This is a genomic window from Actinophytocola xanthii (assembly GCF_001921205.1).
GTDB lineage: Bacteria > Actinomycetota > Actinomycetes > Mycobacteriales > Pseudonocardiaceae > Actinophytocola > Actinophytocola xanthii.
This window is the reverse complement of record NZ_MSIE01000060.1, coordinates 15,330-39,637: the sequence shown is the minus strand read 5'-3', so window position 1 is coordinate 39,637 and position 24,308 is coordinate 15,330. Positions and strand designations below refer to the sequence as shown.

Genomic DNA, 24,308 nt, shown 5'->3' with positions numbered 1-24,308 from the left:
GCACCGCGTCCCGCTCACCGGCCACGCCACCGGGACCGGCGCTTGTCGAGGAAGGCGCTGACGCCCTCGCGGAAGTCGTCGCTGCCGTAGCACAGCGAGATCAGGTCGTCGTCGGCCGGCAGCGCGTGCTCACGCAGCCGACGCAGCGCGGTCTTGGTGGCGCGCATGGTCAGCGGTGCGTGCCCGGCGAGCTGCTCGCACAGCTCGGCCAGCCGCGGCTCGAGGTCCTCGTCGGCGACCAGCTCGCCGGCCAGTCCGATCCGGACGGCCTCCTCGGCGTCCACGAAACCGGCCGTGAAGATCAGGTGGGTGGTGCGGGTGGCGCCGAGCAGGTGCACCAGCCGGGCGTAGGTCGGCATCGACACGCAGTTGCCCAGCGTGCGGGCGATCGGCAGGCCGAACCGCGCCGCCGGGGTGCAGATCCGCAGGTCGCACGCCGCCGCGATGGACAGCCCGCCACCGGTCGCGTAGCCCTCGACGACCGCGACCGTCGGCACCCGGACCCGCTCGATCCGTGCCAGCACCGACTCGACCCGGCGCTCGTAGTCCAGACCGTCCTCCGCGCCCTCGAAGCCCCGGAAGTGGTTGATGTCGGTGCCGGAGACGAACGCCGTGCCCCCGGCGCCGCGTAGGACGGCGACCCGCACCTCGGGGTTCTCGTCGACCGCGGCGCAGAAGTCGGCCAGCGCCTCGTACATGGGCATCGTCATCGCGTTGCGCGCGGACGGCCGGTTCACCGTGGCCGTCGCGACCGCTCCCTCGACGCTGACCTCGACGCTCATCGCACGGCTCCGTTCGCCCGCAGCGCCTCGATGTCGGCCTCCGAGTAGCCCACCGCACCGAGGATCTCGTCGGTGTGCTCGCCCAGGGCCGGCGGCACCCGACGGATCGCGCCGGCGTTCTCGCTGAGCTTGACCGGGATGCCGAGCGCGCGCACCGTGCCCTCCGCGGGGTGGTCCATCTCCACCACCATCTCCCTGGCCAGGGTGTGCGGGTCCGAACAGGACTGGGCGTAGTCCCGGATCGGTCCGGCCGGCACACCCGCTGCCAGCAGCAGCTCGACCCACTCGTCGGTGTCGCGCTCGGCCAGCGTCGCGCCGAGCTCGCCGGAGAGCTGGTCGCGGTTGCGCACCCGGTCGGTGTTGGTGGCGAACCGCGGGTCCTCGAGCAGGTCCGGCCGGTCGAGCGCGACGCAGAGCCGCTGCCACAGGCGGGCGTTGTTGGCGCCGATCGTGAGGTGGCTGTCGCGGGTGGGGAACGCCTCGTAGGGCGCGTTGACCCGGTGCGCGGAGCCGAGCCGCCCCGGCGCCCGGCCGGTCGCCCACAGCTCGGCTGTCTCCCACACCGACATGGCGAGCGCCGCGTCGTAGAGGGAGGTGTCCACGGCCTGGCCGCGGCCGGTGACCGTGCGCGCCAGACAGGCGCTGAGGATGCCCACCGCGCACAGCAGCCCGGCGGACAGGTCCGCGACGGGGACGCCGGACTTGACCGGTGCCCCGGTCGGCTCCCCGGTCACGCTCATGATCCCGGACATGGCCTGGGCGATCAGGTCGTAGCCCGGCCGGTGCGCGTACGGACCGGTCTGGCCGAACCCGGAGATCGAGGCGTAGACGATCCGCTCGTTGACCTCGCGCAGCGAGGGATAGTCGATCCCGAGGCGGGCCGCGACGCCCGGCCGGAAGCTCTCCACCACCACGTCGGCGGTGCGGACGAGCCGGTGGAAGGCGGCCAGCCCGCCGGGGGTGCGCAGGTCGATGGCGATGCTCCGCTTGTTCCGGTTCACCGCCACGAAGGCCGCGCTCTCGCCGTTGGGCAGCCGGTGGCCGGTGGCCTCCCTGGTCGCGTCTCCACGGTCGACCGGCTCGACCTTGATCACGTCGGCGCCGAGGTCCCCGAGCAGCTGGCAGCAGAAGGGCCCGGCCATCACCTGGCTCAGGTCGACGATCGTCAGGTGCTCCAGCGCCAGCGTCATCGCGTCCCCTGCCACGTGCCGTGACACGGCACGATGCTCGTACAGTGGAACACTGACCATACGAGCGCCGCTCGAGCGCGGTCAAGGCCGGGCTCCCGGCACCTTCGGGCGGTTCTTCGTGACGGGATCGGCAGCCGCGGTCCCACCCCTGCGGCGGCATCACCCGCGTGCCGGTCGGGGGACTGTGGTGGCATGGCCACTCCCTTCACCGCGTTGCCGAGCGGGGTCGACAACGACACCGCGGAGCTGATCGCGGCTGTCCCGTTGACCAGCGACGCGGAGGTCGACTACTGGTTCGACCTCCTTCAGGCGGCCTACGCCGCCGGCGAGGAGGACCAGGACCTGACGCGGTTCGCCGCGCGGGTGCGGGACGGGGCCGGCGCGCTCGACACCGCGTCGGTGGAGGCGTTCCTGGAGGCGGTGGGGTGGGCCGGTGACGGGCTGGCGCCGGTGGAACGGGTGCTCGCGGTGCGTCCGCAGCTGCCGGGCGCGTACTGGGAGCTGTACTGGCAGCGCTACGGCGACGCCGCCGAGGCCCAGCAGGCCGAGACCGGTGCGGCCGAACCCGCCGCCGAGACCGCCGAGCCCGACTCGGGGGACCGGTTCGCCTGGGTGGGCGCCGAGATCGGCGGCCGCCTGGCGCAGGCCTGGGGGTCGGACTGGCGCCACTATCTCGGCCAGCAGCTCGACCCCCGGTGGGGGAGCGGCTGGGACGCCCACCCCGACGACCACAAGCTCGCCTGGCTGACCGACCTTGTCGGCGAGCTGCTGAGCCCCGCCGAGCCCGACTCCGGCACGGTGCCCGACTCCGGCGGGACGCCCGCCGAGGAGGCGGAGCTCGACGTCGACGCGCTGGTCGAGCGGCTCGTCGCCGAGGCCGCCTCGGAGGTCGAGGGCGCGGAGGCGCTGAGCGCGGAGGACCTGTCCGAGATCGCCGCCACCGTGCGGCAGAACATCGCCGAGGAGATGGCCGAATGACCAGCGTCGAGCAGAGCGGTTCGACCAACCCCGGCGGGGGCGACGACCGTCGGGGCGACGACCGCGGTCGCGACGACCGGGGTGGCGACGACCGGAAGCGCAAGCGGGATGAGGTCAAGGCCGAGGTGACCGAGCGGGCGACGAAGAAGACGCGCGACGAGGTCAACCGGCGCGGGGGACGTGGTGGCGCGGCGGCGCGCCTGTTCGCCCAGGGTGGGCTGAGGGTGCGCGAGAGGACCGCGGAGAGCGTCCGGCAGCGCGTCGCTGACGCCCAGGAGGACGAGCGCAGGCGCACGGAGGCCGCCGAGGCCCTAGCGACCCCGTTCTGGGCCGCCTTCGACGAGGAGCCCCAGTTCGAGCGCACGGACAGCTTCTACCGCCACCTCGAAGGGGGCGAGAACCCCGACGAGGTCACGATCGACTTCTTCGCGGACACCACGGTCGAGGACTGGCTGCGCGGCCAGCCGCGCGGGAACTTCGAGCTGGTCCGGGCCGACAGCGAACGCTACGGGGCGTCCACCTCGTTCACCGTCTACTTCGACCGGAACAGGAACCCCCGCCGCTGCGTGGTCGGCCACTTCCAGGGCGGCAAGTTCGTGATCATCCATGTGGGACCACACCAGTGACCCTCAGGCGGTGCTCCGTGCCAGGGCCAGGCACAGCGCGTCCAGTGCCGCGGCGAAGGCGTGGTCGGGCGGTGTGCCGTAGCCGATGACCAGCCCGTCGCGCACCGGCATTTGGCTGTCCGGGTGCCGGTAGGCGCGCAGCCCGTCGAGGGCGATGCCGAGCCGGTGGGCGGCGGCGAGCGCGGCGTCCTCGGTGCCCGCTGGCAGCTCGAGCACGGCGTGCAGCCCCGCCGCGATGCCGCTCACCCGGACCCGCGGCGCGCGGCTCGCGAGCGTGCGGACGAGGAGGTCCCGCCGTCGCCGGTAGCTCTGCCGCATACGGCGCAGGTGCCGGTCGTAGGCGCCGTGGGCGATCAGGTCGGCGAGGGTGAGCTGGTCGACGACACCCGCCGTCAGCTCCCGCTGCCCCTTGGCGGCGACGACCTCGTCGATGATCGACCCCGGTAGTGCCAGCCATCCGAGCCGCAACGCGGGGGACAGGCTCTTGCTGGTCGAGCCGAGGTAGACCACGCGCTCGGGGTCGAGCCCCTGGACCGCGCCCACCGGCTCGCGGTCGTAGCGGAACTCGCCGTCGTAGTCGTCCTCGAGGAGCAGCGCACCCGTCGAGCGGGCCCAGTCGACCACCGCCGCCCGGCGCCGCGGGTGGAGCGCGCCGCCGGTCGGGTACTGGTGCGCGGGGGTCAGCAGGACCGCCCTCGCGCCGGTGTCCGGCAGCTCGTCCACGCGGGCGCCGTGCGCGTCGATGCTCAGCGCCACGGTGCGCAGCCCGCCTCTGTGCAGGCACTCCCGGTGGAAGTCCAGCCCGTAGGACTCCGTCGCGACAGGACCGTCGAGCACCTCGGCCAGCAACCGCAGGCCGTGCGCGAACCCCGAGCAGATGACGATCCGGTCCGGGTCGGTGCGCGCGCCTCGCGCCCGAGCCAGGTACTCGGCCACAGCGCGGCGCAGCTCCGGCCGGCCGCGCGGGTCGCCCACCCCGAAGGCCTCGCTGGGCGCTGCGGTCAGCGCGCGGCGCGCCGAGGTGAGCCAGGCCGCGCGCGGGAAGGCGGCGGCGGTCGGCGAGCTGGGCCGCAGGTCGTGGCGGAGCTCCGGCCGCGGCGGACCGCTCGGGCGTCGCACCGGGTCCGCCGGCGCCGGCACGGCGCGACGGGCGACCCGGGTTCCGGAGCCCTGTCGTGCGGTCAGCCAGCCTTCCTCGACGAGCTCCGCGTAGGCGGCGGCCACCGTGTTGCGGGCGATCCCCAGGTCGTGGGCGAGGCCGCGGTAGGGCGGCAGCCGGGTGTCGGGGGCGAGCCGGCCGGACCGGATGGCCTCCCGCAACGCGTGCATGAGCTGAGCCCGGCGGGTTCCCGGACCCTGGAGCTCGAGATGCAGGTCCGCCGAATTGGCCCACGTACTTGCCATGGGAATGCACCATACCCGTGGGCCTTTCCGGTCATAGGGTCACTGCCATGACAACGTTCCAGGTGCCCGAGCGCATGAACTTCTCCGCGGTCGCGCCGCAGGTCTTCAAGGCGGTCCTCGCGCTGGACGCCGCGGCTCGGCGCGGTGTCGACCCGGTGCTGGTGGAGCTGGTCCAGATCCGGGCCTCGCAGATCAACCGCTGCGCGTACTGCATCGACTACCACACCACCGACGCCCGCAAGGCCGGCGAGACCGAGGACCGGATCTACCAGCTCAGCGCGTGGGAGGAGGCCTCTGTCTACACCGGACGGGAGCGGGCGGCGCTCGCGTTGACCGAGGCCGTCACCCGGCTTCCCGACGGGGTGCCGGACGAGGTCTACGAGCAGGCCGCCGAACACTTCGCCGACGAGGAGCTCGCCCAGCTGGTCGCGGTGATCCTGACGGTCAATGCGTGGAACCGGATGAACGTCACCACCCGCAAGACACCGGGGACCCGGTGAGCTCTCTCGACACGGCCGCGACCGGCACCGGCCGGTCGGCGGCCCGGGGCTGGGCCGCGGTGCTGGCGGTGACCCTGGGCATCTTCGCCCTGATGACCTCCGAGCTGTTGCCGGTCGGTCTGCTGACGCCGGTCGGCGCCGACCTGGCGGTGTCCGAGGGCGTGGCCGGGCTGATGGTGACCGTGCCGGGCCTGGTCGCCGCCGTGTCCGCGCCCTTGGTCACCGTGCTCACCGGCCGCCTCGACCGCCGCCTCGTGCTGTCCGTCCTGATCGGACTCGTCGGTGCGGCCAACCTCGCCTCCGGCCTGGCGACCAGCTTCGCCGTCGTGCTGCTCGCCCGTTTCCTGATCGGGATCAGCGTGGGCGGGTTCTGGTCGATCGCCGGCGGGATCGCGCTGCGCCTGGTCCCCGAGCGCCAGGTGCCCCGGGCGACCGCGGTGATCTTCGGCGGTGTCGAGACGGCGTCGGTTCTGGGGGTGCCCGCCGGCACCGTGCTGGGCGACCTCGGCGGCTGGCGTCTCGCGTTCACCGCGGTCGGGGTGCTCGGGCTGGTCTCGTTGGCCTGCTTGGTCTTCCTGCTGCCGCGGCTGCCCCAGGAGCGCGTGCTCGGCCTGGCCGACCTGCCCCGGGTGTTCCGCGACAGCGCGGGGGTGCGCGCTGGCCTGCTGATGGCGTTCCTCGTCATCACCGGCCATTTCCTGGCCTACACGTTCGTCCGGCCGGTCCTGCTGGCCCACGGGGTCGCAGACCACCTGATCGGCACGCTCCTGTTGGTGTTCGGCGTGGCGGGGATCTGCGGCAACTTCCTCGCCGGCGCCCTGGTCACCAGGAACCCGCGGGCGACGATCGTCGGCATCGCCCTGGTACTCGCCTCGGCGATGGTGCTCCTGGCCACCGTCGACACCACCGTCGCCACGGCCGGGGCGTTGCTCGTCCTGTGGGGCCTGGGCTACGGCGCGGTCCCGGTCACGTTCCAGACCTGGATCCTCACGGCCGCCCCGACCGCCACCGAGGCCGCCTCGTCCCTCTACGTCTCCACGTTCAACCTCTCCATCGCCCTGGGCTCCCTGGCCGGCGGCCTCACCGTGGACACCCTGACCGCGACGAGCGTGCTGTGGATCGGCGCGGGCCTGGCCGTACTCACCCCGCTCGCCCTCGCCAGGGCCGTGGCGGCACCGAAGGGCGGGTGACCGACCCCCGCCGGCCACCCGCCCTCGCCCCCGGTTCTCAGTCCAGGAACAGATACCCGTTCACGATCCGGCCGGTGCCCTTGAACGTGAACTCGGTGCGGGGGCTGTCGGCGGGGCAGTTGTGGGCGACCTGGGTCGGGTTGTTGGGGAACTCGCCCCGTACCGCGGCGCAGGCTCCGTCCGAGCGGGCGTCGTCGACCCAGCCTTCCATGTAGACGTTGCCGTTCGAGCACCAGACGCTCCAGTAGGCGCGGGCGGTCACGAACCCCCACCCGTCGACGATCTCGGGGGTGAACGAGTCGCCGCAGGTGCCCTGGACGGTGACCTCGCCGTCCGGCCCGGCGATCCGAAGCTGCGCCAGCGGCTCCTGGGCGGCGGTGTCGGCCTGCGCCGCCGTCGGTGCGAGTGCGGTCGTGGCGCCCGCGGCGGCGATGGCCAGGGCGAGCGCGGGGGCGCGGCTGGTGATGGACCTCATCGTGCGGTTCCCTTCGCTGGGTTCGGCTTCTGCCCGTGCATGTCTCCGTAGATGGCGCAGACCCGCTGGTCCCAGTAGCGGCCCGCGTAGTAGACGTGCTCGCGCAGCACGCCCTCGGTCTCGAAGTAGGTGCCCTCCCCGCTGCTCAGCTGGCCCCAGTTGAAGTCGGGGATCTCCAGGTACAGCTTGCGGAGCGGGAAGACGCGGAAGAGGTGCCTGGCGAACAGCGCGACGGTCTCGGCGGCGAGACCGGTTCCCGGGTACCTCCCCTGGAACACCGCGCCCAGAAAGGCATGGCTGACGTTCTGGTTGGCCCCGTAGGCGACGACGTGGCCCACCGGCTGGTTGTCGTCCACCCGCCGCACCACGTACTGCGTGAGGACGTGCGCCCACAGCTCGTCGGTGAAGCGTTCCGGTGACGGCGGAACGCCGTGGTAGCGCCACCGGAAGCAGTTCCGCGGGTGCACGGCCAACGCGTAGAGGAACGGAACGTCCTTCGGTTCCAACGGAACCAGCCGGAACGTCCGCGTCTCCAGCACCGGCACCAGCGGATCGGCCGGCGGCGCGGGAGGTCCCGGCAGCTCGCTCCGTCCGTCCGACATCTCGACCGACAGCCCGGTCAGCCCCAGCGCGGCCGTGTTGTCCAGCAGTGCCAACACCTCGCCGACGCTGCCAAGCGTCGCGTGCGCCGGGTCGACCCGCACACCCCGTTCGTCCAGCCACGCGGCGAGGCTCATCATGTCCAGGCTGTCCAGCGCGAGATCGTCGACGAACCGGGCCTCGTCGGGCAGCTCCGCGACGGTCAAGCCGAGGAGCTCGGCGAGCTCCCGGCGGTGGTCCTGCCGGCCCGGCGCCGGCGGAAACGTGATCGGTTCGGCTTGGGCGGTCACGGTTCGCGTCCTTCCGTCGGTGACGACGGACAGGATGCGGGTGTCGTGTCGGTCGAGCTGTCAACGTGTTGTCAACGGCGCCGCTCTGGTGAATGGTTGACTCGCCGGGTGTCAGCAATTGCTGCACGGAGGCGGAGATGGAACTTCGCTTGTTGGGGCCGGTCGAGGTGCACGCCGGTGGGCGGACCGTCGCGGTGGGCCCACCGCAGTGCTGTGAGGTGTTGGCCGCCCTCGCCGTCGACGCGGGACGCCCGGTCCCGGTTCCGGTTCTGGTCGACCGGGTGTGGGGGACGGCGGCCCCGCAGCGCGCGCGGCGAACGCTGCACACGCATCTGACGCGGATCCGCCGGCTGTTGGAGCGCACCGGCACCTCCGAGGGCGAGGCCGCCCCGGTGGTGCGCCGGGGCGGCGGCTACGCCCTGGAGATCGACCCGGCCCGGGTGGACCTCCACCGGTACCGAGACCTGGTCGAACAGGCCCGCGACCCGGCCTGTCCCCAGCGCCGGCGGCTGTCGCTGCTGCGCGAGGCCCGCGGTCTGTGGCGGGGAGAGCCCCTGTCGGGGCTGCCGGGGGCGTGGGCCGCCCGTACCCGCGACGCCTGGCTCCGCGAGCACCTCGACACCGTCGTCGCCTGGGCGCGTGCGGAGCTCGAGATCGGCAACGCGGTCGGCGTCGTCGAGCCCCTGAGCCGCCTGCTGGCCGAGCACCCGCTGGTCGAGTCGCTCACCGCCACCGTGATGCGCGCGCTGCACGCCGCCGGACGCCAGGCCGAGGCGCTCGAGCGGTACGGCGAGACGAGACAGCGCCTCGTCGATGAGCTGGGCGTGGAGCCCGGCGACGAGCTCCGGCGCACGCACCTGGCGATCCTGCGGGGCGGTCTGCGGCAGGCGCCCGCGCCCTCCCGGCCGGCCGGTCCGGCACAGCTCCCCCTGGACGTACCCGGTTTCACCGGGCGGGCCGGCGAGCTCGCCCAGCTCGACGGCGTGTTGAGCGGCGCGGAGGGGCGGGCTGCGACGGTGGTCGTGTCCGCGGTGTCCGGCACGGCCGGCGTGGGCAAGACGGCGCTCGCCGTGCACTGGGCGCACCGGGTGGCCGACCGGTTCCCCGACGGTCAGCTGTACGTGAACCTGCGCGGCTACGACCCCGACCAGCCCGTCAGCGCCGGCGACGCCCTCGCCGGGCTCCTGTCCGCACTGGGCGTGCCCACCCAGGACATCCCCCTCGGCGTCGAGGAGCGTGCCGTCCGCTACCGCTCCGAGCTCGCCCACCGGCGGGTGCTGGTCCTGCTGGACAACGCGTCCACCGCCGAGCAGGTCCGCCCGTTGCTGCCCGGCGCCCTGTCCTGCACCGCCCTGGTGACCAGCCGGGACTCCCTCGCCGGGCTGGTCGCCCTGCACGGCGCGCGCCGGTTGGACCTCGACCTGCTCCCGCACGAGGACGCCGTCGCCCTGCTGCGGCGGCTGATCGGGAAACGGGCCGAGGCCGAACCCCGTGCCCTCGCCGACCTCGCGGAGCGCTGCGCCCGCCTGCCGCTGGCGCTGCGCGTCGCCGCCGAGCTGGCGGTCTCCCGGCCGACGAGCACGCTCGCCGACCTGGCCGACGACCTGGCCGACCAGCGGCGCCGGCTGCATCTCCTGGACGCGGGGGGTGACCCCCGAGCCGCGGTGACGTCGGTTTTCTCCTGGTCGGTGCGGCACCTGCCACCCGACGCCGCCCGGATGTTCCCCGTCCTCGGCCTGCACCCCGGACCCGACCTCGACGCGTACGCGGCGGCAGCGTTGGTCGACACCAGCCTCGACCTCGCCCGACGTGCCCTCACCACGCTCGACCGCGCCCACCTGGTGCACGCCACCGACCACGGCCGGTTCGGCATGCACGACCTGCTGCGTGCCTACGCCACGAGCCTCGCCACCGGAGAGGACGCCGCGGACGAGTCCCGGGCGGCGCTCGACCGGCTGTTCGACTACTACCTGGCAACCGCCGCCGCGGCCATGGACGTCCTCCATCCGGCCGAGGAACACCACCGCACGCCGAGCGCGGGCCGGCCGGCCCCAGAACTGTCCGATCCGGACCGAGCCCGCTCGTGGCTGGACGCCGAACGCGCCAACCTGGTCGCGACCGCCGTACACGCGGCCGGACACGGCCGGCCGCGCCACGCGATCGGACTGTCCACCGTGCTCTACCGCTACCTCGACGCCGGCCACTACACCGACGCGCTGACCCTGCACACCCACGCCCACCAGGCCGCCGCCCAGGTCGGGGACCTGGGCGCACAGGCGCACGCGCTGCTCGGCATCGGCAAGACCTACCGGCAGCTGAGCCGCCACGAGCCGGCCCTCGAGCACCTCCACCAGGCCCTGGCCCTGTTCCGGCGCACCGGTGACCGGACCGGACAGGCCCAGGTGCTCAACGGCCTGTGCATCGTGGAGGGGATGCTGGGTCGTCACGGGCCCGCGGTGGAGTACCTCCACCAGGCGCTGGAGCTGTTCCGCGAGGCCGGCGACGAGGACGGCCAGGCCCGCGTGCTGGGCAACCTGAGCATCATCGAGCGGCGGCTGGGTGCCTACGACACCGCGACCGCCCACTGCGACGAGGCGCTGGCGCTCTACCGGCGCAGCGGCGACCGGGACGGCGAGGCGCGTGCCCTGGAGACCCTCGGCATCCTCGAGCAACAGCGCGGCTACCACCAGGCGGCGCTCGAGCACCTGGGACAGTCCCTGGCGCTGTACCGGACGCTGGGCAACCACGCCGGCGAGGCCAGCGCGCTGGACACCCTCGGCATCGTGCACACCCGCCTCGGCCGGCCCGAACGGGCCGTCGAACACCTCCGGCGCTCCCTCGAGCTGCGGCGGGAGTCGCGTGACCGGGAGGGCGAGGCCTGGGCCCGCAACGGCCTCGGCGCCGCCGCCCACGCCGCCGGAGCACCCGCCGAGGCGCTCGCCCACCACACCGCGGCGCTCGACATCGCCACCGAGATCGGCGCACGCGATCAGCAGGCGCGGGCTCGTGCCGGGCTCGGCCACGCCCACCGCGCCCTCGACGACCCCGACACCGCCCGGTCCCACTACCGCGAGGCGCTGGCGCTCTACCTCGAGCTCGGCATGCCCGAGGCCGAGGAGGTGCGCGCCGACCTCGCCGCGCTCGGCTCGCCCGACCTGGATCCCGGTTGTCCTGACCCGTCCTGATCGACTGTGGCAGGCTCCCCAGCGCGGGTGGCTGCGGCACAGGAGGTGGACAGTGAGGTCACTCGGGGACTCGGACCCGAGACAGGTGGGGCCCTACCCCGTGCTCGCCGGGCTCGAGACGGACGAGACGGGCCGGGTACTGCTGGTCAGCGGCCCGCACGCGCGGCCGGCGCTGGTGAAGCTGGTCGACGCGACCCTGGCCGCCCACGAGGGCTTCCCGCAGCGGTTCGCCCACCAGGTCGCGGCACTGCGCCAGGTTCCCGCGACGCTCACCATGCCGGTCGTCGGCGCCGACCCGGCCGCGGCCACGCCCTGGGTCGCCGCGGAGCTCCCGCCGGGACTGTCGCTTCGGGAGCTGGTCGAACGCGGGGTCCTGCTCGGCGAGGACGCCCTGCTCCAGCTGGCGACCGGCCTGGCGGCGGCGCTCGGCGAGCTGCACCGGGCCGGTCTGCCACACCTGGACCTGACCCCGGCCACCGCATGGCTCACCGGGCAGGGCGTGCGCGTGCTCGACTTCGGCATCGGCCGCGCGGCCGCCGAGGCCGGGGTCGGGCCCCGGGAGTTCAGCTCGCCCGAGCAGGGGAGCGGCCAGCCGATCACCCCGGTGAGCGACGTGTTCTCGCTCGGCGCGGTGCTGCACGTCGCGGCCACGGGACGCACCCCGTCGGTCCGGGGGTGGTCCCAGCCGGACATCCCCGCGTCGTTGCCCGAGCGCGTTCGCCGGCTGCTGGCCGGGTGCCTCGCCGCCGACCCGCGGCAGCGTCCCAGCCCGGACCAGCTGCCGGTGATGATCGGCCCGGTCCCGCCGGCCCCGTGGCCGTCCTTGGTCGGGTCGATGATCGCCGAGCGGGAGATCGAGGTCGCCCGCCTGCTGGCCAGCGTTCCCGGGGCCGACCAGCCCTCGGTCGAGGCACCCACGGTCCACATCGCACCCGTTCCGGCGCCCGTCTCCGCTCCCGCGCGGCCCCGCAAGCCCTCGACCAGCCCCCGTCGGCCCGAGCCCGAGCCCGAGCGCCGGCGCTGGAAGCCGGACATGTGGGCTGTCGTCTCCGGCGGGGCGGTCGCGGTGACGGTCCTGTTCGCCGTGATCATGTTCAGCGTGCTCACCCCGGACCGGCCGATCAGGGCGAGCCAGCAGACGTCCCCGCCCACCACCGAGTCAGCGGTGACCACCACGACGACCACCACCACGACCACGACCACGACCACCACGACCCAGGCCCCGCCGACCGGTGAGATCACCGGCCTGGCGGGGAAGTGCGTCGACGTGGCCGGTGCCAACACCGCCGACGGCACCCCCGTCCAGCTCCACGAGTGCACCGGGAACGACGCCCAGCAGTGGGAGTTCTCTCCGGACGGCACCCTGCGAGCCCTGGGCAAGTGCCTCGACGTCGCCGGCGGCCGCACCGACGACGGCACGACGGTGCAGCTCTACGGCTGCAACGGCACCCCCGCGCAGCTGTGGGCCACCGCCGCCGAGGGCCGGATCATCAACCCCCCGTCCGGCAAGTGCCTCGACGTCCCGGCGAGCAACACCGCCGACGGCACCCAGCTGATCATCTGGACCTGTCACGGCGAGGAGAACCAGCGCTGGAACGCCCCGAGCTGACCGGTGGTTGTCCGCTGGCCGTTGCCGTGGACAGGTGCCAGAACTCGGCGTAGCGCCCGCCTCGGCGCAGCAGCTCCTCGTGGCTGCCCTGTTCCACGATCCGCCCGTCGGCCAGGAAGGCGATGTGGTCGGCGCGGTGGACGGTGCGCAGCCGGTGGGCGACCAGTACCACCGTCCGCCCGGCCAACAGGCGCTCGACCCCCTCGTGGACGGCCGCCTCGTTGGCCGGGTCGAGGGCCGAGGTCACCTCGTCCAGCAGGACGATGGGCGCGTCCTTCAGCAGCGCACGGGCGATCGCCACGCGTTGGCGTTCGCCGCCGGACAGCCGCGCGCCGCCCTCGCCGACGTTCGTCGCCCAGCCGTCGGGCAGGCGGGCGACCACCTCGTCGAGCCGCGCCGCGGCGGCGGCCGCGCGGACCTCGGTCCCGCCGGCGTCGGGCCGGCCGAGGCGGACGTTCTCCTCGATCGTGCCGTCGAAGAGGTAGACCTCCTGGAAGACGATGGCGATCCGCGCCATCAGAACCTCGGGGTCGACGGCGCGGACGTCCACGCCGCCCACCCGGACCGCGCCGGCGTCCACGTCGTAGAAGCGGGCGAGCAGCTGCAGGACGGTGCTCTTGCCCGCACCGGACGGCCCGACCACGGCCAGCCGCTGTCCCTCCCGGACCGACAGCGAGACCCCGTCGAGCACCGGGTGGTCGCCGTGCCGGAAGGTGACTGAGTCCAGCTCGAGGTCGTGGCGGCCCGGCCGGACCGGGTGCCGGGGTTCGGGCAGCGGCTCGGTGCTCAGCAGCGTCTCCAGCCGAACCAGCTCGGACCGCGCGCCGCGGAGCTTGCCACCCATGTCCGACAGGGACAGCAGCGGGTCCGCGCAGCGGGCGGCCAGTACCAGGACCGCCAGGACCTCCGCCGCTCCGGTGCCGCCGCCGAGCGCGAGGTAGGCGCTCAGGACCAGCAGCACGGTGAACACCACCTGCACCACGAGCGTCAGCGCCACCGCACCGGGCAGCGCCGACAGCACGGTACGGCGCGACACGCGCTGGATCTCCCGCAGCGAGTCGTCGAGCAGCCCGAAGCGTTCACCGGTGCGCCCGCCCGCCCGCAGCACCGGCTGGGCCTGGAGGTACTCGATGACACGTCCGCTGGCCTCGTGGGCGCGTTCGGCGCGCTCCGCGTCGTGGGCGGCCATCGACCGTCCCGTCCAGACCTGGATCGCCACCACGACCGGGGCCGCGGCCAACGCGGCCAACCCCAGCCGCCAGTTGACGGCGAGCATCACGGCGACGATCGTCAGCGGGGTCACGCAGGCGGTGACGAACGGGGCCAGCAGGTGTGCGATCACGCTCAGCACCTGCAGGACACCGCTGCTGGCCAGGACCGACACCTCCCCGACCCGGGCGCCGTGGAACCAGCCGACCGGCAGGCGAGCGAGGTGGTCCCCGAGACGGCGGTACGTTCCGTGCAACAGGATGCTCGCGGTGGTGAACCCCGACCGGTCGGCGCGGTAGCGCAGCGCCGCGTAGGCCGCGACCGCGGCCCCGAACGTGGCCAGCCAGGGCCAGGCACCACCGGGGTCGCTGCCCAACAGCGCCGTCAGCACGGGGACCAGCAGCGCGTAGGACAGTCCCTCGGCGACCGCCGTGGTGGTCATCAGGGCGATGGTGCGTCGCACCGGCCGGGCGTAGTCGGGTCCCAGTACGCGCAGCAGCGTTGAGATCATCGCGCTTCGTCTCCTTGTGACAGTCCACTCCGGGCGTTCCAGAACGCGGCGAACTTCCCGTTCTCCGCCAACAGGTCGGCCGGCCGGCCACGCTCCACGATCGACCCGTCCTCCAGCAGGACGACCGTGTCGGCGCCGGCGACCGTCTCCAGCCGGTGGGCGATGACCAGGACCGTCCGGTCGTCCCCGAGCGTCGTCAGCGCCCGGCGCACCGCCTGTTCGGTGTGCGGGTCGGCGAACGCCGTCGCCTCGTCGAGCACGAGGACCGGTGTGTCGGCGAGCAGCGCGCGGGCGATCGCGACCCGCTGCGCCTCACCGCCGGACAGCCCCACCTCGGTGCCGATGACCGTGTCGTAGCCCCTGGGGAGCTCGAGGACCCGCTCGTGGATGCCCGCCAGGCTGGCGGCGCGGACCACGTCGTCGAGGTCGGCGTGAGGAACGGCGAGCGCGATGTTGTCCGCGACCGAGGCACGCAGCAGCCGGACGTCCTGGAAGACGAAGGAGACCATCCGGTGCAGCTGCCGGCCGCCGATCTCCCGCAGGTCGACCCCGCCCAGCACGACGCGGCCCGCGGTCGGGTCGAAGAACCGCGGCAACAGCTGGACCAGCGTGGACTTCCCGCTGCCCGAGGGCCCGACGACCGCGGTGACCGTGCCCGGCTCGAGCACCAGGTCGATCCCGCGCAGCACCTCATGGCCGGCCTCATAGCCGAACCGGACCTCGCGCAGCTCCACCCGGTGGCCCCGCGGCGGGACCGGATGCGCTGGTTCGGGCAGCGGCCGCACCGCGAGTACCTCGCGGATCCGGTCCACCGCGCGGCGAGCGGCCTGCAGGTCGTCGAAACCGTGGCCGAGCGCGGCGATCGGAGCCGTCAGGCCCAGCCCGAGGAGCAGGAAGGGGAGCACGTCCGCCGGGGCCATGCCGCCGGTCGTCACCAGGTGGGTCCCGCCGACCAGCACGACCAGCAGCACGAACGGCGGCGACAGCACCACCTGCATCCCCGCCCCGAGCGGGGCCAGGCCGCGCACCATCCGCAGGAAGCCGGCGACGAACTCGTCGACCGCCGCGAGGAACCTGCGGTGCGCGCGCTCGCCCCCGCCGAACGCCTTGACCACCGCGATCCCCTGCACGAACTCCACCACCGAGTCCGCGATCCGGGCCATGCCGGCGTCGAACTCCTTCTGCTCGCGCAGCCGGGCCGGGGTCATCATCAGGGGGACGAACGCCACCGCCAGCACGACCGGTACCAGCGTGACCAGCGTCAGCCGCCAGTCCACCGTGAACAGGTAGACCAGCGAGACCAGCGGCACCACGAACGCGGAGACGAGCTCGCCGGGGGTGTGGGCGATGACCGGGTGGACGGCGCTCACGTCCGCACCCACGACCTTCGCCAGTTCGCCGGTGCGGCGCCGGGAGAGCCAGCCGATCGGGGCCTGCCCCAGCCGGGCGGCCAGCCGCCGGCGGAACGCCAGCTGTACGCGGTCGTCGAGGAGGTGCCCGATCCCGGACGAGGCGGAGGTGAGCACCAGCCGGACGAACAGGCCGACGGCACCCACGGCCACGACCGTCCACACCCGAGCATGGTCCGCCGGCCCGGGTGCGAGCAGGGCCCGGCCCAGCTCGACGACCGCGAGCAGCGGTGCCAGTCCCGCGACGGCGCCGACGATCTGCAGGACGACCACGGCGGCGAAGCTCGGCAGGTGGGGGCGCAGCAGCCCCACCCCGGCGGGTTCTGCGCTCGTCATCGCCGCCTCATCCGGCGAGGGCTCGGCGCAGGGCCGCGCCGAGCTCGGCGTTCTGCCGCTGCGAGACCTCGGCGGACAGGATCGCCTGGGAGCCGTGGAAGGTCCCGGGCCACTGGTGCAGCTCGACCGAGACGCCCGCGGCCAGCAGGCGTTGCGCGTAGGCGATGTCCTCGTCGCGGTTCGGGCAGAACTCCGCGGAGCCGATGTAGGCCGGCGGCAGACCGGACAGGTCGGTCGCCCTGGCCGGGGCGGCGTACGGGGACGCGGGTGCGGACCCCAGGTAGTGCCCCCAGGCCGAGGTGACCTTGGCCCGGTTCATCCAGGGCGTGTCCGTGAAGTGCCGCGCGGACCAGGACTCCTGCCGGTCGTCGAGACCGGGTTGGTTGAGCAGCTGGTAACGGATCGGCGGTCCCTGCTGGTCGCGGGCCCGTAACGCCACCGCTGCCGCGATCCCGCCGCCCGCGCTGTGCCCGCCGACCGCGATCCGCTCCGGGTCGACGCCCAGCTCGGCCGCGTGCTCCGCGACCCAGGTCAGCACGGCGTAGGCGTCGTCCAGCGCGGCCGGGAAGGGGTTCTCGGGGGCGAGGCGGTAGCCCACGGAAATCACGACGGCGCCCGAGTTCTCGGCGAGCCGGGCGGCCCACGGGTGCTCGGTGTCGAGGTCGCCCATGACGAAGCCGCCGCCGTGCATCCAGACGACAGCACCTCGTGCCTGGTGCGGGCGGTAGACCCGGACCGGCACGTCGGGGTCGGCTGGCACGGTGCGGTCCTCGACGTCCATGCCCGAGGTGTCCGGTGCGGGCACCGCGCCGGCCAGCTCGGCGAACCGCGTGCGCGCGGCGACGGGGTCGCTCAGGTCGGCCTTGGGGAAGAAGGGGAGGAACGCTTCGAGTTCGGGGTCCATGGCGACCATCCTGTGGGGAACGGCGCTGCTGGTCGTCCGCCATCCGTCGCGCGATCGGCGGAGTTCACGCACCGATCGGAGCTATCCTCGGCCCATGGAGGCACTGGCCGAGCGCCTGTCGCAGCTGGACTCGCACGTCGAGGGCGCGCTCCGCGTCGTGATGTTCTACGACACGCTGATGCGCCGGCGGGTAGACCTTCCGGCGCTGACCAGGGCCTCGGCCGTGCTGGCCGAGTGCGTGACCGGCATCCGGCTGCACGGCACCGGACGGGTGACCCGCTTCGCCCCGGACGGCCGCGAGGCGCCGCCCCCGGTACCGACCCCCTCCACCACGGCCCCCATCACCCTCGACGACGAGGAGATCGGCACCGTCTGGCTGGAACGCTCCGCCGAGCCGGGTCCGCTCGACGACGTGGTGCTGGACCGCCTCGCCATCGCCGCCGCGGCCGTGGTCGAGAGGTACGGCCCGGCCAGCACCACCATGGCCGATCCGGCCCTGGTCGAGCTGGTCATCGGCGCCGACACCGACGAGGCGGCGAGAAGCCGTGCCCTGCGCCTGCTGGGCTTCGGCGCCGACGTTCCCGTCCGGGTCGTGGCGGTGCGGTCCCGGCTCCCGCTCGACCAGCTGGGTGCCCTGGTCAGCCCCACCCGTCTGGTGAAGGCGGCACCGCTGACCGACGTCGGCGTCCTCCTGGCGACTACAGTGGACTCCGCGCGCTTCCCGGAAGGGGTACGGGCCGGCGTCGGCCACGCCGAGAGCCCGGCCCGCTCCTGGCAGGAGGCCCGCACCGCCCTGCGCTTCACCACGGCACGTGACCCGGTGGTGCGCTTCGACAGCCTGGGTGCGCTCGCGCTCCTAGCCGACGTCCCCGAGGAGTGCGCGCGCCGCAACCCCGACGTGGCGGCCCTGACCCGGTTGAGCCCCGGCGACCTCGACACCCTGGAGGCCTACTGCGCCACCGGGTCACTGCGCCGAGCCGCCGAGGCACTCCACCTGCACCACACCAGCGTGGCCCGCCGGCTCGACCAGATAGGACAGACCCTCGGCATGGAGCTCACCGACCCCACCGCCCTCACCCGGGCCCGGCTCGCCCTGACCACCCGCCGACTCCTGGACGGCTGACCGGGCTTCGCCTCAACCGTCCTCGGGGCGGCGGCTCAGGGCCTCGCTGATCGCCAGGACGTCCTGGTACTCGCGCCAGTGCCTGATCAGGCCGTCCCGCACCCGCAGCACACCGATGCAGGTCACCGAGGACCGCACGCCGGTGGCGGTGACCGTTCCGGTCAGCTCGTACTCGACGACGATGACCTCGGGGTCGTCGGTCTGATGGGTGGCCAGCTCGCGGAACCGTTCGAAGCGGACCAGCAGCGCCGCGCCGTTGGTGCGGTAGTGCTCCAGCCACGCGTCGCGGCCCTCGTGCCGGCCCGCTCCCGGCGGCGAGAACGGCGTCTCGACCACGACGTCCTCGGCCAGCAGCTCGGCGGGGAGCAGCGTGGCTTCCGCGCCCAGGACCGCCTCCCGCATGCGCCGGTACACCGAGAGCGGACCCGCGGTGTCGGTTGCCGACCGTGCCATACTGGGCCTCCGGAATAAGGTGAGTGTGACTCGACATCAACGATAGTGAGCGCGACTCACCTTGGCAAGATGATTTGAGGACTGATGGATCGAGATGGTGCGGTGCGACCGGTGCGCGCCGACGCCCGCCGCAACCGGGCGCGCATCCTGGAGGTGGCCGAGGCCGTGTTCGCCGAGCAGGGAGCGTCGGCTCCCACGGAGGTCGTGGCGGAACGAGCCGGCGTCGCGATCGGCACGGTGTTCCGGCACTTCCCGACCAAGCCCGAGCTGCTCCAGGCCGTCGTGATGAACGTGTGGGACCGGCTGGTGTCCGACGTGGACGAACTGGTCAACGCCACCGACGACGTGGGCGCCCTCTTCCGGTTCTGCACCCGGGTCATGGCGCTCGGTGCGCAGAATCGGGCTGTGTTCGAGCGGCTGGCCGAAACCGGCAGCCGGGTGCACGTTGGCGACGCCCTCACCCGCCTCCAGCCCGCCGTCGACCTTCTGCTCGAACGTGCCCGGACAGCGGGCACCGTCCGGGACGACCTGCGGACCGCCGAGGTGATCGCCCTGCTCGCGGCGCTCTGCCAGGAGGCGATCACCGGCCGGTGGAGCGAACGGTTCCGCCACCGCGCACTGACCGTCCTCTTCGACGGGATGCGCGGGCCCTCGTCCACCTGACCCGCGGGGGCCCGGCCGGGTGGACTCAGCCTCGCCTTCCGGACGAGCCCGGGGTGCCGGTCAGGTACCGCTGCACGGTGGGCGCGACCCAGTCGAGCACGGTCTCGCGGTCCATCGTGACGACGGGGGGCAGGCGCAGGACGTACCGGCACAGAGCCAGGCCGAGGATCTGCGCGGCGGCCAACCCGGCGCGGCGGGCGATGTCGGCCGGCTCGGTCGACGGGGGGTGCAGGGCGGCCACGGCCGGTAGCAGCTGGCTCGCGAAGATCGTCTGCATTCGCTCCACCGCGGCCTGGTTGGTGCTGGCCGTGCGGAGCAGGAGCTGCAGGGTCTCGTCCTCCTCCCAGCGGTCGAGGAAGTGGGTGACGAGCACCCGGCCGGTTCTTGTGCGGGGCACCGCGCCCAGGTCGGGCAGCCGCAGGTCGAACTCGGCGGCCGCGGCGAACAGCCGCTCCTTGTTGCCGTAGTAGCGCATCACCATCGAGGGGTCGATGTTCGCGTCGGCGGCGATCGCGCGGATGGTGGCGCGTTCGAAGCCGTCGGCCGCGAAGCGTTCCCGCGCCGCGGCCAGGATCGCCGACCGGGTGCGGTCCGAGCGCCGTACCACCTCAGTCATGGGCCGAGTGTAGGCCAACGCGTGTTGACATCGAAGCGGCGCCGGGCCTAACGTTGCCAACGTCTGTTGGCAAACGGTTGTTGACTTTTGGAGGCAGGATCATGACCGTCGACGTCCTGGTCGTGGGAGCGGGCCCGGTCGGGTTGACCGCGGCCGCGTATCTGGCAGCACACGGGGTGGCGGTGACCGTGGTGGACAAGCAGGCGGAGGGGCACAACACCTCGCGCGCCGCGGTCATCCACGCCCGCACCCTGGAGGCGCTCGACGAGATCGGCGTCACCGAGCGGCTGGGCGCCCTCGCCATCGCCTCCACCCGCTTCTCGATCCGGGACCGGGACCGCGTCCTGGTGCCGGTGCGCTTCGACGAGCTGCCGAGCACCCACCGGCACATGCTGCTGATCCCACAGTCGGTGACCGAGCGCGTGCTGGCGGAGCGGGTGGAGGAACTGGGGGCGACCGTGCTGCGGCCGCGCACGCTGGTCGGGCTCCAGCAGCGCGACGACGCGGTGGTCGCCACGTTCGGCGACGGCGAGCCGATCCAGGCCCGCTACGTGCTCGGCGCCGACGGGACGCACAGCACGGTGCGGGACCTCGTCGGGATCGACTTCGGCTCCGGGGACGGCGGCGAGACGTTCGTACTGGCCGACGTGCGGGTGGACGGCGGGCTGCCGCCGGACCAGGTCGTGTTGTTCTTCTCCACCAGCGGGCTGCTGGTCTCGGCGCCACTGCCGGACGGCTCCTTCCGCATCGTGAGCCAGGTCGACGACCCGCCGGCGCTGCCCACCGCCGAGTACGTCCAGGACCTGCTCCGTACGCGCGGACCGGCGAGCGTCCAGGTGGCCGTGGAGGAGGTGGTCTGGGGCTCACGGTTCCGGGTGCGCCACCAGGTCGCCGCGACCTTCCGCCGGGGGCGCGTACTCCTGGCCGGAGACGCGGCCCACGTGCACAGCCCGGCCGGTGGGCAGGGCATGAACCTGGGGCTGCGGGACGCCGTGGCCCTCGCCCGGGAGCTGGTCGCCGTGCTCGGTGGGGCGGCGGAGACCCGGTTGGACCACTACGCCGACACCCAACGGGCGAAGGCGGTGGAGGTGGTGGCCTTCGCCGCCCGGCTCACCCGACTGGCCACGACGGGCCGAGCACTCCGCCCGGTGCGCAACCTCGCGCTGCGTGGCCTGGCCACGCTGCCCGTGTTCCGCCGCCGCCTGGCCAACCGCCTGGCCGGCCTGTCCGACCGCTGAGCCGCCCACACGTCGGTACCGTCTACTCCAGCGGATCCACGATCACGACGATGGCGGATGAGATGAGCTTGGTCAGGAAGGGCGGTCGCGCGCCGGTTCGGCTCAGTGTCACGGCCAGATGGGACTTCGAAGTACGTGACGAGGCGGACTTCCTCGCCTACGTCCGCAAGAGACTCGCCGCCGAGCGTGGCTACGATCCGGAGGCCGTCGACCAGCACACGAGGAACGTGGAGCAGGCCCTGCTCGCGCTGTTCGAACTGGACAGTTGGCCGGCGGACTACGCCAAGGCGGGTCTGGTCGGCGCCGGCAGCGGTGGCAACGTCGAACGGGTGGACAGGACGCTGTTCGAGATGACCGACGACGAGCGGGCGGACTCCGGGTTCTGAGGGCGCTGGTGCCCGTCGGCATCCGGGTGCGCGGAGCCGGCCGTGATCACTCGGTGGGAAAGACCTTGCCGGGATTGAGGATGCCGGCGGGGTCCAGGGCCGTCTTGACCGCCCGGTGCATGGCCATCACCGCCGGGCTCAGCTCCCGTGCCAGGCCCCGCATCTTCAGCAGGCCGACACCGTGCTCCCCGGTGACGGTGCCTCCCGTGTCCACCGCCAGGTCCACCACCTGCTCGAGGGCCCGCGCGCCGCGGGTCCTCGCCCCCTCGTCACCCGGAGGGACCACGACCATCGGGTGCAGGTTGCCGTCGCCCGCGTGTGCGAGGCACGCGATGCGGACGTCGTGCCGCTCCGCGATCCGCTCGATCCGCGCCAGGACCTCGGTCACCTCCGTGCGGGGGACGCAGACGTCCTCGGTCAGCACCGCGCCCAGCCGCACGAGCGCCGGGTACACCAGCCGGCGTGCGGCGAACAGCGCGTCCGCCTCGGCCTGGTCGGTCGACCGTTCGCTCCACGTCGCGCCGGCCGCGTCGAACGCCGCTCGGATGGCCGCCGCCTCCTCCTCGCCCGCCCCGCCCGGGGTGTCGCAGCGCGCCAGCAGCAGCACGTCGCCCTCGGCCGACAGCCCCATCCGCTTCCACTCGTCCACCGCGCGCAGGCAGAACCGGTCGACCAGCTCCAGTGCGCTCGGCTGCGCGCCCGACCCCACCACCGCGGCCACCGCCCGGCCCGCGGCCGGCAGGTCGTCGAAGCACCCCACCACCGTCCGCGCCGGCTCGGGTGGGGTTCGCAGCCGCACCGTGATCTCGGTGATCAGCCCGAGCGTGCCCTCGGAGCCGACCATGAGCCCGGCCAGGTCGTACCCGGCGACGCCCTTCGCGGTGCGCCTGCCCAGGCGCACCACCTCGCCCAGGCCCGTGACCACCTCCATGCCGAGCACGTAGTCGCGGGTCACCCCGTACTTCACGCAACAGGGCCCGCCCGCGTTGGTCGCCACGTTCCCGCCGATCGTGGACCACGGTGAGCTCGCGGGGTCCGGCGGATACCACAGGCCCTGCTCGGCGCACGCCGCCCGCAGGTCGTCGTTGACCGTGCCCGGCCGCACCCGCGCGAGCCGCTCGGCCCGGTCGATCGCGACGACCCCGGTCATCGCCTCGAACGACACCACGACCGAGCCCGCGACGGCGTTCGCGCCGCCGGAGAGCCCCGTGCCCGCGCCGCGTGCCACGACCGGGACCCCCTCGGCGGCACAGTGGGCGACGAGCGCGGCCACCTCGGCCGTGGACGTCGGCAGCACCACCGCGGCCGGCAGCGTGTACGGCGCGCCCTCGGCCTCGTCGTGGGCGTAGGCGGCGACTGCCTCGGGGTCGGTGAGGACCCGGGTCCCGGGCAGCACCCCGTGGAGGCCGGACGTGAGCGCGGTCATGTCCCGCAAGCGTAGGGGTGGCGGCAGGGAATTCCATTGTCCTTTCGACCCTGTCCCGAAGGACAACCAGCTGCATTGTTCGAAGGGACAATTGAGCGGTACTCCAGCCCACCTCCAGAATCGAACGGGCCGAACGCCGGTCCGCCAGCGGAAAGGATCTCCATGGCTGCGGTAATTGCCGGGCTCGGGGGCTGGCTGCCACCGAAAATTGTCACCAACGACGAACTGTGCGAAAGCCTGGACTCGTCCGACAAGTGGATCAGGACCCGTACCGGGATCCAGGAGCGACGCGTCGTCACCGCCGGGTTGTCCACACGGGACATCGCGGTGGAGGCAGGCGCACGTGCGCTGAAGTCGGCGGGGGAGTCCACCACCGACGCCGTCGTGGTGGCCACCACCTCCGCGGACCGGCTGTGCCCTGCCGTCGCGCCGGAGGTCGCGCACCTGCTCGGCCTCGACACCGTCGCCGCGTTCGACATCACCTCGGCGTGCTCCGGGTTCCTCTACGGGCTCGCGACCTCGGCCGGGCTGATCGCCGCCGGAGCCGCCGAGAGCGTCCTGTTCATCGGCGCGGAGGCGTTCACCACGCTGGTCAACCCGGAGGACCGCAACACCAGGCCGATCTTCGGCGACGGCGGTGGCGCGGTGCTGCTGCGGGCGGGACGGCCGGGCCAGTTGGGTTCCGTTGGTCCCATCGACCTCGGCAGCGACGGGGCGAAGGCCGACCTGCTGGCGATCCCGGCCGGCGGATCGCGGCAGCGCGCGGCCAGCGGCGGCCTCGGGTTCGACGCCGTGCCGACCGAGGACTGGTACCTGCACATGTCCGGCCGCGCGCTCTACACGCAGGCCGTGGAGCGGATGACCCAGTCGTCGCGGACTGCGCTGGCCCGGGCGGGCTGGCGGGTGGACGACGTCGACTGGTTCGTCGGGCACCAGGCCAACGCCCGCATCGTCGCGGCCGTCGCCGAGGAGCTCGACCTGCCCGCGGAGCGCGTCGCGGTCAACATCGACAAGGTGGGCAACACGCTCGCCGCGTCCATACCGCTGCTGCTCACCGACTACGCCGCGCGGGGTGCGCTGCGTCCCGGCGACCGGGTCCTGCTGGCCGCGTTCGGGGCCGGACTCTCGTGGGGCGCCACCACGATGGTGTGGCCGAAACTCGCCGTCGACGCTTTCCGGTAATCGACCTGACCAAGCAAACCTGA

General features: G+C 73.5%; 22 protein-coding genes. 11 read left to right on the top strand and 11 right to left on the bottom strand.

Annotated elements, in window-relative coordinates; translation table 11 throughout:
- Positions 1-14: 14 nt before the first annotated feature.
- Together BU204_RS28935 and BU204_RS28930 are read right to left on the bottom strand one after the other, a co-directional pair.
- Positions 15-782, bottom strand: a complete 768-nt coding sequence (locus BU204_RS28935; protein ID WP_075128943.1) for an enoyl-CoA hydratase/isomerase family protein — start codon at positions 780-782, stop codon at positions 15-17.
- On the bottom strand, positions 779-1,999 hold the full coding sequence (locus tag BU204_RS28930; RefSeq protein WP_198943028.1) for a CaiB/BaiF CoA transferase family protein: 1,221 nt from the start codon (positions 1,997-1,999) through the stop codon (positions 779-781). Before BU204_RS28930 ends, BU204_RS28935 begins: the two co-directional genes overlap by 4 nt.
- A gap of 165 nt (positions 2,000-2,164) precedes the next feature.
- On the opposite strand from BU204_RS28930, the gene BU204_RS28925 reads away from it, so the two are divergent.
- Positions 2,165-2,950 (top strand): hypothetical protein, encoded by a 786-nt coding sequence (locus BU204_RS28925; RefSeq protein ID WP_075128941.1) that lies wholly within the window; start codon positions 2,165-2,167, stop codon positions 2,948-2,950.
- Positions 2,947-3,576: a hypothetical protein gene (locus tag BU204_RS28920; RefSeq protein ID WP_075128940.1), complete on the top strand. Its 630-nt coding sequence runs from the start codon at positions 2,947-2,949 to the stop codon at positions 3,574-3,576. The genes BU204_RS28925 and BU204_RS28920 overlap by 4 nt, the downstream gene beginning before the upstream one ends.
- 3 nt (positions 3,577-3,579) lie before the next feature.
- On the opposite strand, the gene pdxR is transcribed toward BU204_RS28920, so the two are convergent.
- A complete protein-coding gene (gene pdxR / locus BU204_RS28915) occupies positions 3,580-4,980 on the bottom strand; it encodes a MocR-like pyridoxine biosynthesis transcription factor PdxR (protein WP_075128939.1) in 1,401 nt (466 codons plus the stop codon).
- Between the two features lie 47 nt (positions 4,981-5,027).
- Here pdxR and BU204_RS28910 point away from each other — a divergent pair, with 47 nt between their 5' ends.
- Both BU204_RS28910 and BU204_RS28905 read left to right on the top strand, forming a co-directional pair.
- A complete protein-coding gene (locus tag BU204_RS28910) occupies positions 5,028-5,480 on the top strand; it encodes a carboxymuconolactone decarboxylase family protein (protein WP_198943027.1) in 453 nt (150 codons plus the stop codon).
- Entirely contained in the window at positions 5,477-6,670 is a 1,194-nt protein-coding gene (locus tag BU204_RS28905; protein ID WP_075128938.1) for an MFS transporter, read from the top strand. Before BU204_RS28910 ends, BU204_RS28905 begins: the two co-directional genes overlap by 4 nt.
- Before the next feature lie 37 nt (positions 6,671-6,707).
- Here BU204_RS28905 and BU204_RS28900 read toward each other — a convergent pair whose 3' ends face one another.
- Entirely contained in the window at positions 6,708-7,145 is a 438-nt protein-coding gene (locus BU204_RS28900; RefSeq protein WP_075128937.1) for a hypothetical protein, read from the bottom strand.
- Positions 7,142-8,035, bottom strand: coding sequence for a GNAT family N-acetyltransferase (locus tag BU204_RS28895; RefSeq protein ID WP_083661730.1), 894 nt, complete (start codon positions 8,033-8,035; stop codon positions 7,142-7,144). Before BU204_RS28895 ends, BU204_RS28900 begins: the two co-directional genes overlap by 4 nt.
- A 137-nt stretch (positions 8,036-8,172) precedes the next feature.
- On the opposite strand from BU204_RS28895, the gene BU204_RS28890 reads away from it, so the two are divergent.
- Together BU204_RS28890 and BU204_RS28885 are read left to right on the top strand one after the other, a co-directional pair.
- On the top strand, positions 8,173-11,220 hold the full coding sequence (locus BU204_RS28890; RefSeq protein WP_075128936.1) for an AfsR/SARP family transcriptional regulator: 3,048 nt from the start codon (positions 8,173-8,175) through the stop codon (positions 11,218-11,220).
- A gap of 52 nt (positions 11,221-11,272) precedes the next feature.
- Positions 11,273-12,829: an RICIN domain-containing protein gene (locus BU204_RS28885; RefSeq protein ID WP_158073527.1), complete on the top strand. Its 1,557-nt coding sequence runs from the start codon at positions 11,273-11,275 to the stop codon at positions 12,827-12,829.
- On the opposite strand, the gene BU204_RS28880 is transcribed toward BU204_RS28885, so the two are convergent.
- Genes BU204_RS28880 through BU204_RS28870 form a run of 3 tightly spaced genes read right to left on the bottom strand, consistent with a single transcriptional unit; the run spans position 12,777 to position 17,198 of the window.
- Positions 12,777-14,549: an ABC transporter ATP-binding protein gene (locus BU204_RS28880; RefSeq protein ID WP_075128934.1), complete on the bottom strand. Its 1,773-nt coding sequence runs from the start codon at positions 14,547-14,549 to the stop codon at positions 12,777-12,779. The two genes, BU204_RS28885 and BU204_RS28880, sit on opposite strands and share 53 nt — an antisense overlap.
- The gene (locus BU204_RS28875) at positions 14,546-16,294 is read right to left on the bottom strand and encodes an ABC transporter ATP-binding protein (RefSeq protein ID WP_075128933.1); all 1,749 of its coding nucleotides are present in this window, start codon (positions 16,292-16,294) and stop codon (positions 14,546-14,548) included. Before BU204_RS28875 ends, BU204_RS28880 begins: the two co-directional genes overlap by 4 nt.
- Positions 16,295-16,301: 7 nt before the next feature.
- Positions 16,302-17,198 (bottom strand): alpha/beta hydrolase, encoded by an 897-nt coding sequence (locus BU204_RS28870; RefSeq protein ID WP_075128969.1) that lies wholly within the window; start codon positions 17,196-17,198, stop codon positions 16,302-16,304.
- Between the two features lie 94 nt (positions 17,199-17,292).
- Here BU204_RS28870 and BU204_RS28865 point away from each other — a divergent pair, with 94 nt between their 5' ends.
- Complete coding sequence (locus BU204_RS28865) at positions 17,293-18,321, top strand: PucR family transcriptional regulator (RefSeq protein WP_075128932.1); 1,029 nt, start codon at positions 17,293-17,295, stop codon at positions 18,319-18,321.
- 12 nt (positions 18,322-18,333) lie between these two features.
- Here BU204_RS28865 and BU204_RS28860 read toward each other — a convergent pair whose 3' ends face one another.
- Entirely contained in the window at positions 18,334-18,774 is a 441-nt protein-coding gene (locus tag BU204_RS28860) for a nuclear transport factor 2 family protein (protein ID WP_075128931.1), read from the bottom strand.
- A gap of 84 nt (positions 18,775-18,858) precedes the next feature.
- Between BU204_RS28860 and BU204_RS28855 the strand changes: the two genes are divergently transcribed.
- The gene (locus BU204_RS28855; protein WP_075128930.1) at positions 18,859-19,437 is read left to right on the top strand and encodes a TetR/AcrR family transcriptional regulator; all 579 of its coding nucleotides are present in this window, start codon (positions 18,859-18,861) and stop codon (positions 19,435-19,437) included.
- A gap of 25 nt (positions 19,438-19,462) precedes the next feature.
- On the opposite strand, the gene BU204_RS28850 is transcribed toward BU204_RS28855, so the two are convergent.
- Positions 19,463-20,053 carry a TetR/AcrR family transcriptional regulator gene (locus tag BU204_RS28850; RefSeq protein ID WP_075128929.1) on the bottom strand — a complete coding sequence of 197 codons (591 nt, stop codon included), beginning with the start codon at positions 20,051-20,053 and terminating at the stop codon, positions 19,463-19,465.
- A gap of 101 nt (positions 20,054-20,154) precedes the next feature.
- Here BU204_RS28850 and BU204_RS28845 point away from each other — a divergent pair, with 101 nt between their 5' ends.
- Complete coding sequence (locus BU204_RS28845; protein WP_075128928.1) at positions 20,155-21,291, top strand: FAD-dependent oxidoreductase; 1,137 nt, start codon at positions 20,155-20,157, stop codon at positions 21,289-21,291.
- A 50-nt stretch (positions 21,292-21,341) separates the two neighbouring features.
- Positions 21,342-21,677, top strand: a complete 336-nt coding sequence (locus BU204_RS28840) for a hypothetical protein (protein ID WP_075128927.1) — start codon at positions 21,342-21,344, stop codon at positions 21,675-21,677.
- Between the two features lie 46 nt (positions 21,678-21,723).
- Here BU204_RS28840 and BU204_RS28835 read toward each other — a convergent pair whose 3' ends face one another.
- Entirely contained in the window at positions 21,724-23,103 is a 1,380-nt protein-coding gene (locus BU204_RS28835; RefSeq protein ID WP_075128926.1) for an FAD-binding oxidoreductase, read from the bottom strand.
- A 162-nt stretch (positions 23,104-23,265) separates the two neighbouring features.
- On the opposite strand from BU204_RS28835, the gene BU204_RS28830 reads away from it, so the two are divergent.
- Positions 23,266-24,285 carry a beta-ketoacyl-ACP synthase III gene (locus tag BU204_RS28830; protein WP_075128925.1) on the top strand — a complete coding sequence of 340 codons (1,020 nt, stop codon included), beginning with the start codon at positions 23,266-23,268 and terminating at the stop codon, positions 24,283-24,285.
- Positions 24,286-24,308: the final 23 nt, after the last annotated feature.

Excerpts from the sequence above, each read along its gene's own strand:
- BU204_RS28935 (WP_075128943.1), bottom strand. The coding sequence starts at position 782 with ATGAGCGTCGAGGTCAGCGTCGAGGGAGCGGTCGCGACGGCCACGGTG.
- BU204_RS28925 (WP_075128941.1), top strand. The coding sequence starts at position 2,165 with ATGGCCACTCCCTTCACCGCGTTGCCGAGCGGGGTCGACAACGACACC.
- BU204_RS28920 (WP_075128940.1), top strand. The coding sequence starts at position 2,947 with ATGACCAGCGTCGAGCAGAGCGGTTCGACCAACCCCGGCGGGGGCGAC.
- pdxR (WP_075128939.1), bottom strand. The coding sequence starts at position 4,980 with ATGGCAAGTACGTGGGCCAATTCGGCGGACCTGCATCTCGAGCTCCAG.
- BU204_RS28910 (WP_198943027.1), top strand. The coding sequence starts at position 5,028 with ATGACAACGTTCCAGGTGCCCGAGCGCATGAACTTCTCCGCGGTCGCG.
- BU204_RS28900 (WP_075128937.1), bottom strand. The coding sequence starts at position 7,145 with ATGAGGTCCATCACCAGCCGCGCCCCCGCGCTCGCCCTGGCCATCGCC.
- BU204_RS28890 (WP_075128936.1), top strand. The coding sequence starts at position 8,173 with ATGGAACTTCGCTTGTTGGGGCCGGTCGAGGTGCACGCCGGTGGGCGG.
- BU204_RS28880 (WP_075128934.1), bottom strand. The coding sequence starts at position 14,549 with ATGATCTCAACGCTGCTGCGCGTACTGGGACCCGACTACGCCCGGCCG.
- BU204_RS28875 (WP_075128933.1), bottom strand. The coding sequence starts at position 16,294 with ATGACGAGCGCAGAACCCGCCGGGGTGGGGCTGCTGCGCCCCCACCTG.
- BU204_RS28870 (WP_075128969.1), bottom strand. The coding sequence starts at position 17,198 with ATGGACCCCGAACTCGAAGCGTTCCTCCCCTTCTTCCCCAAGGCCGAC.
- BU204_RS28865 (WP_075128932.1), top strand. The coding sequence starts at position 17,293 with ATGGAGGCACTGGCCGAGCGCCTGTCGCAGCTGGACTCGCACGTCGAG.
- BU204_RS28860 (WP_075128931.1), bottom strand. The coding sequence starts at position 18,774 with ATGGCACGGTCGGCAACCGACACCGCGGGTCCGCTCTCGGTGTACCGG.
- BU204_RS28855 (WP_075128930.1), top strand. The coding sequence starts at position 18,859 with ATGGATCGAGATGGTGCGGTGCGACCGGTGCGCGCCGACGCCCGCCGC.
- BU204_RS28850 (WP_075128929.1), bottom strand. The coding sequence starts at position 20,053 with ATGACTGAGGTGGTACGGCGCTCGGACCGCACCCGGTCGGCGATCCTG.
- BU204_RS28845 (WP_075128928.1), top strand. The coding sequence starts at position 20,155 with ATGACCGTCGACGTCCTGGTCGTGGGAGCGGGCCCGGTCGGGTTGACC.
- BU204_RS28840 (WP_075128927.1), top strand. The coding sequence starts at position 21,342 with ATGGCGGATGAGATGAGCTTGGTCAGGAAGGGCGGTCGCGCGCCGGTT.
- BU204_RS28835 (WP_075128926.1), bottom strand. The coding sequence starts at position 23,103 with ATGACCGCGCTCACGTCCGGCCTCCACGGGGTGCTGCCCGGGACCCGG.
- BU204_RS28830 (WP_075128925.1), top strand. The coding sequence starts at position 23,266 with ATGGCTGCGGTAATTGCCGGGCTCGGGGGCTGGCTGCCACCGAAAATT.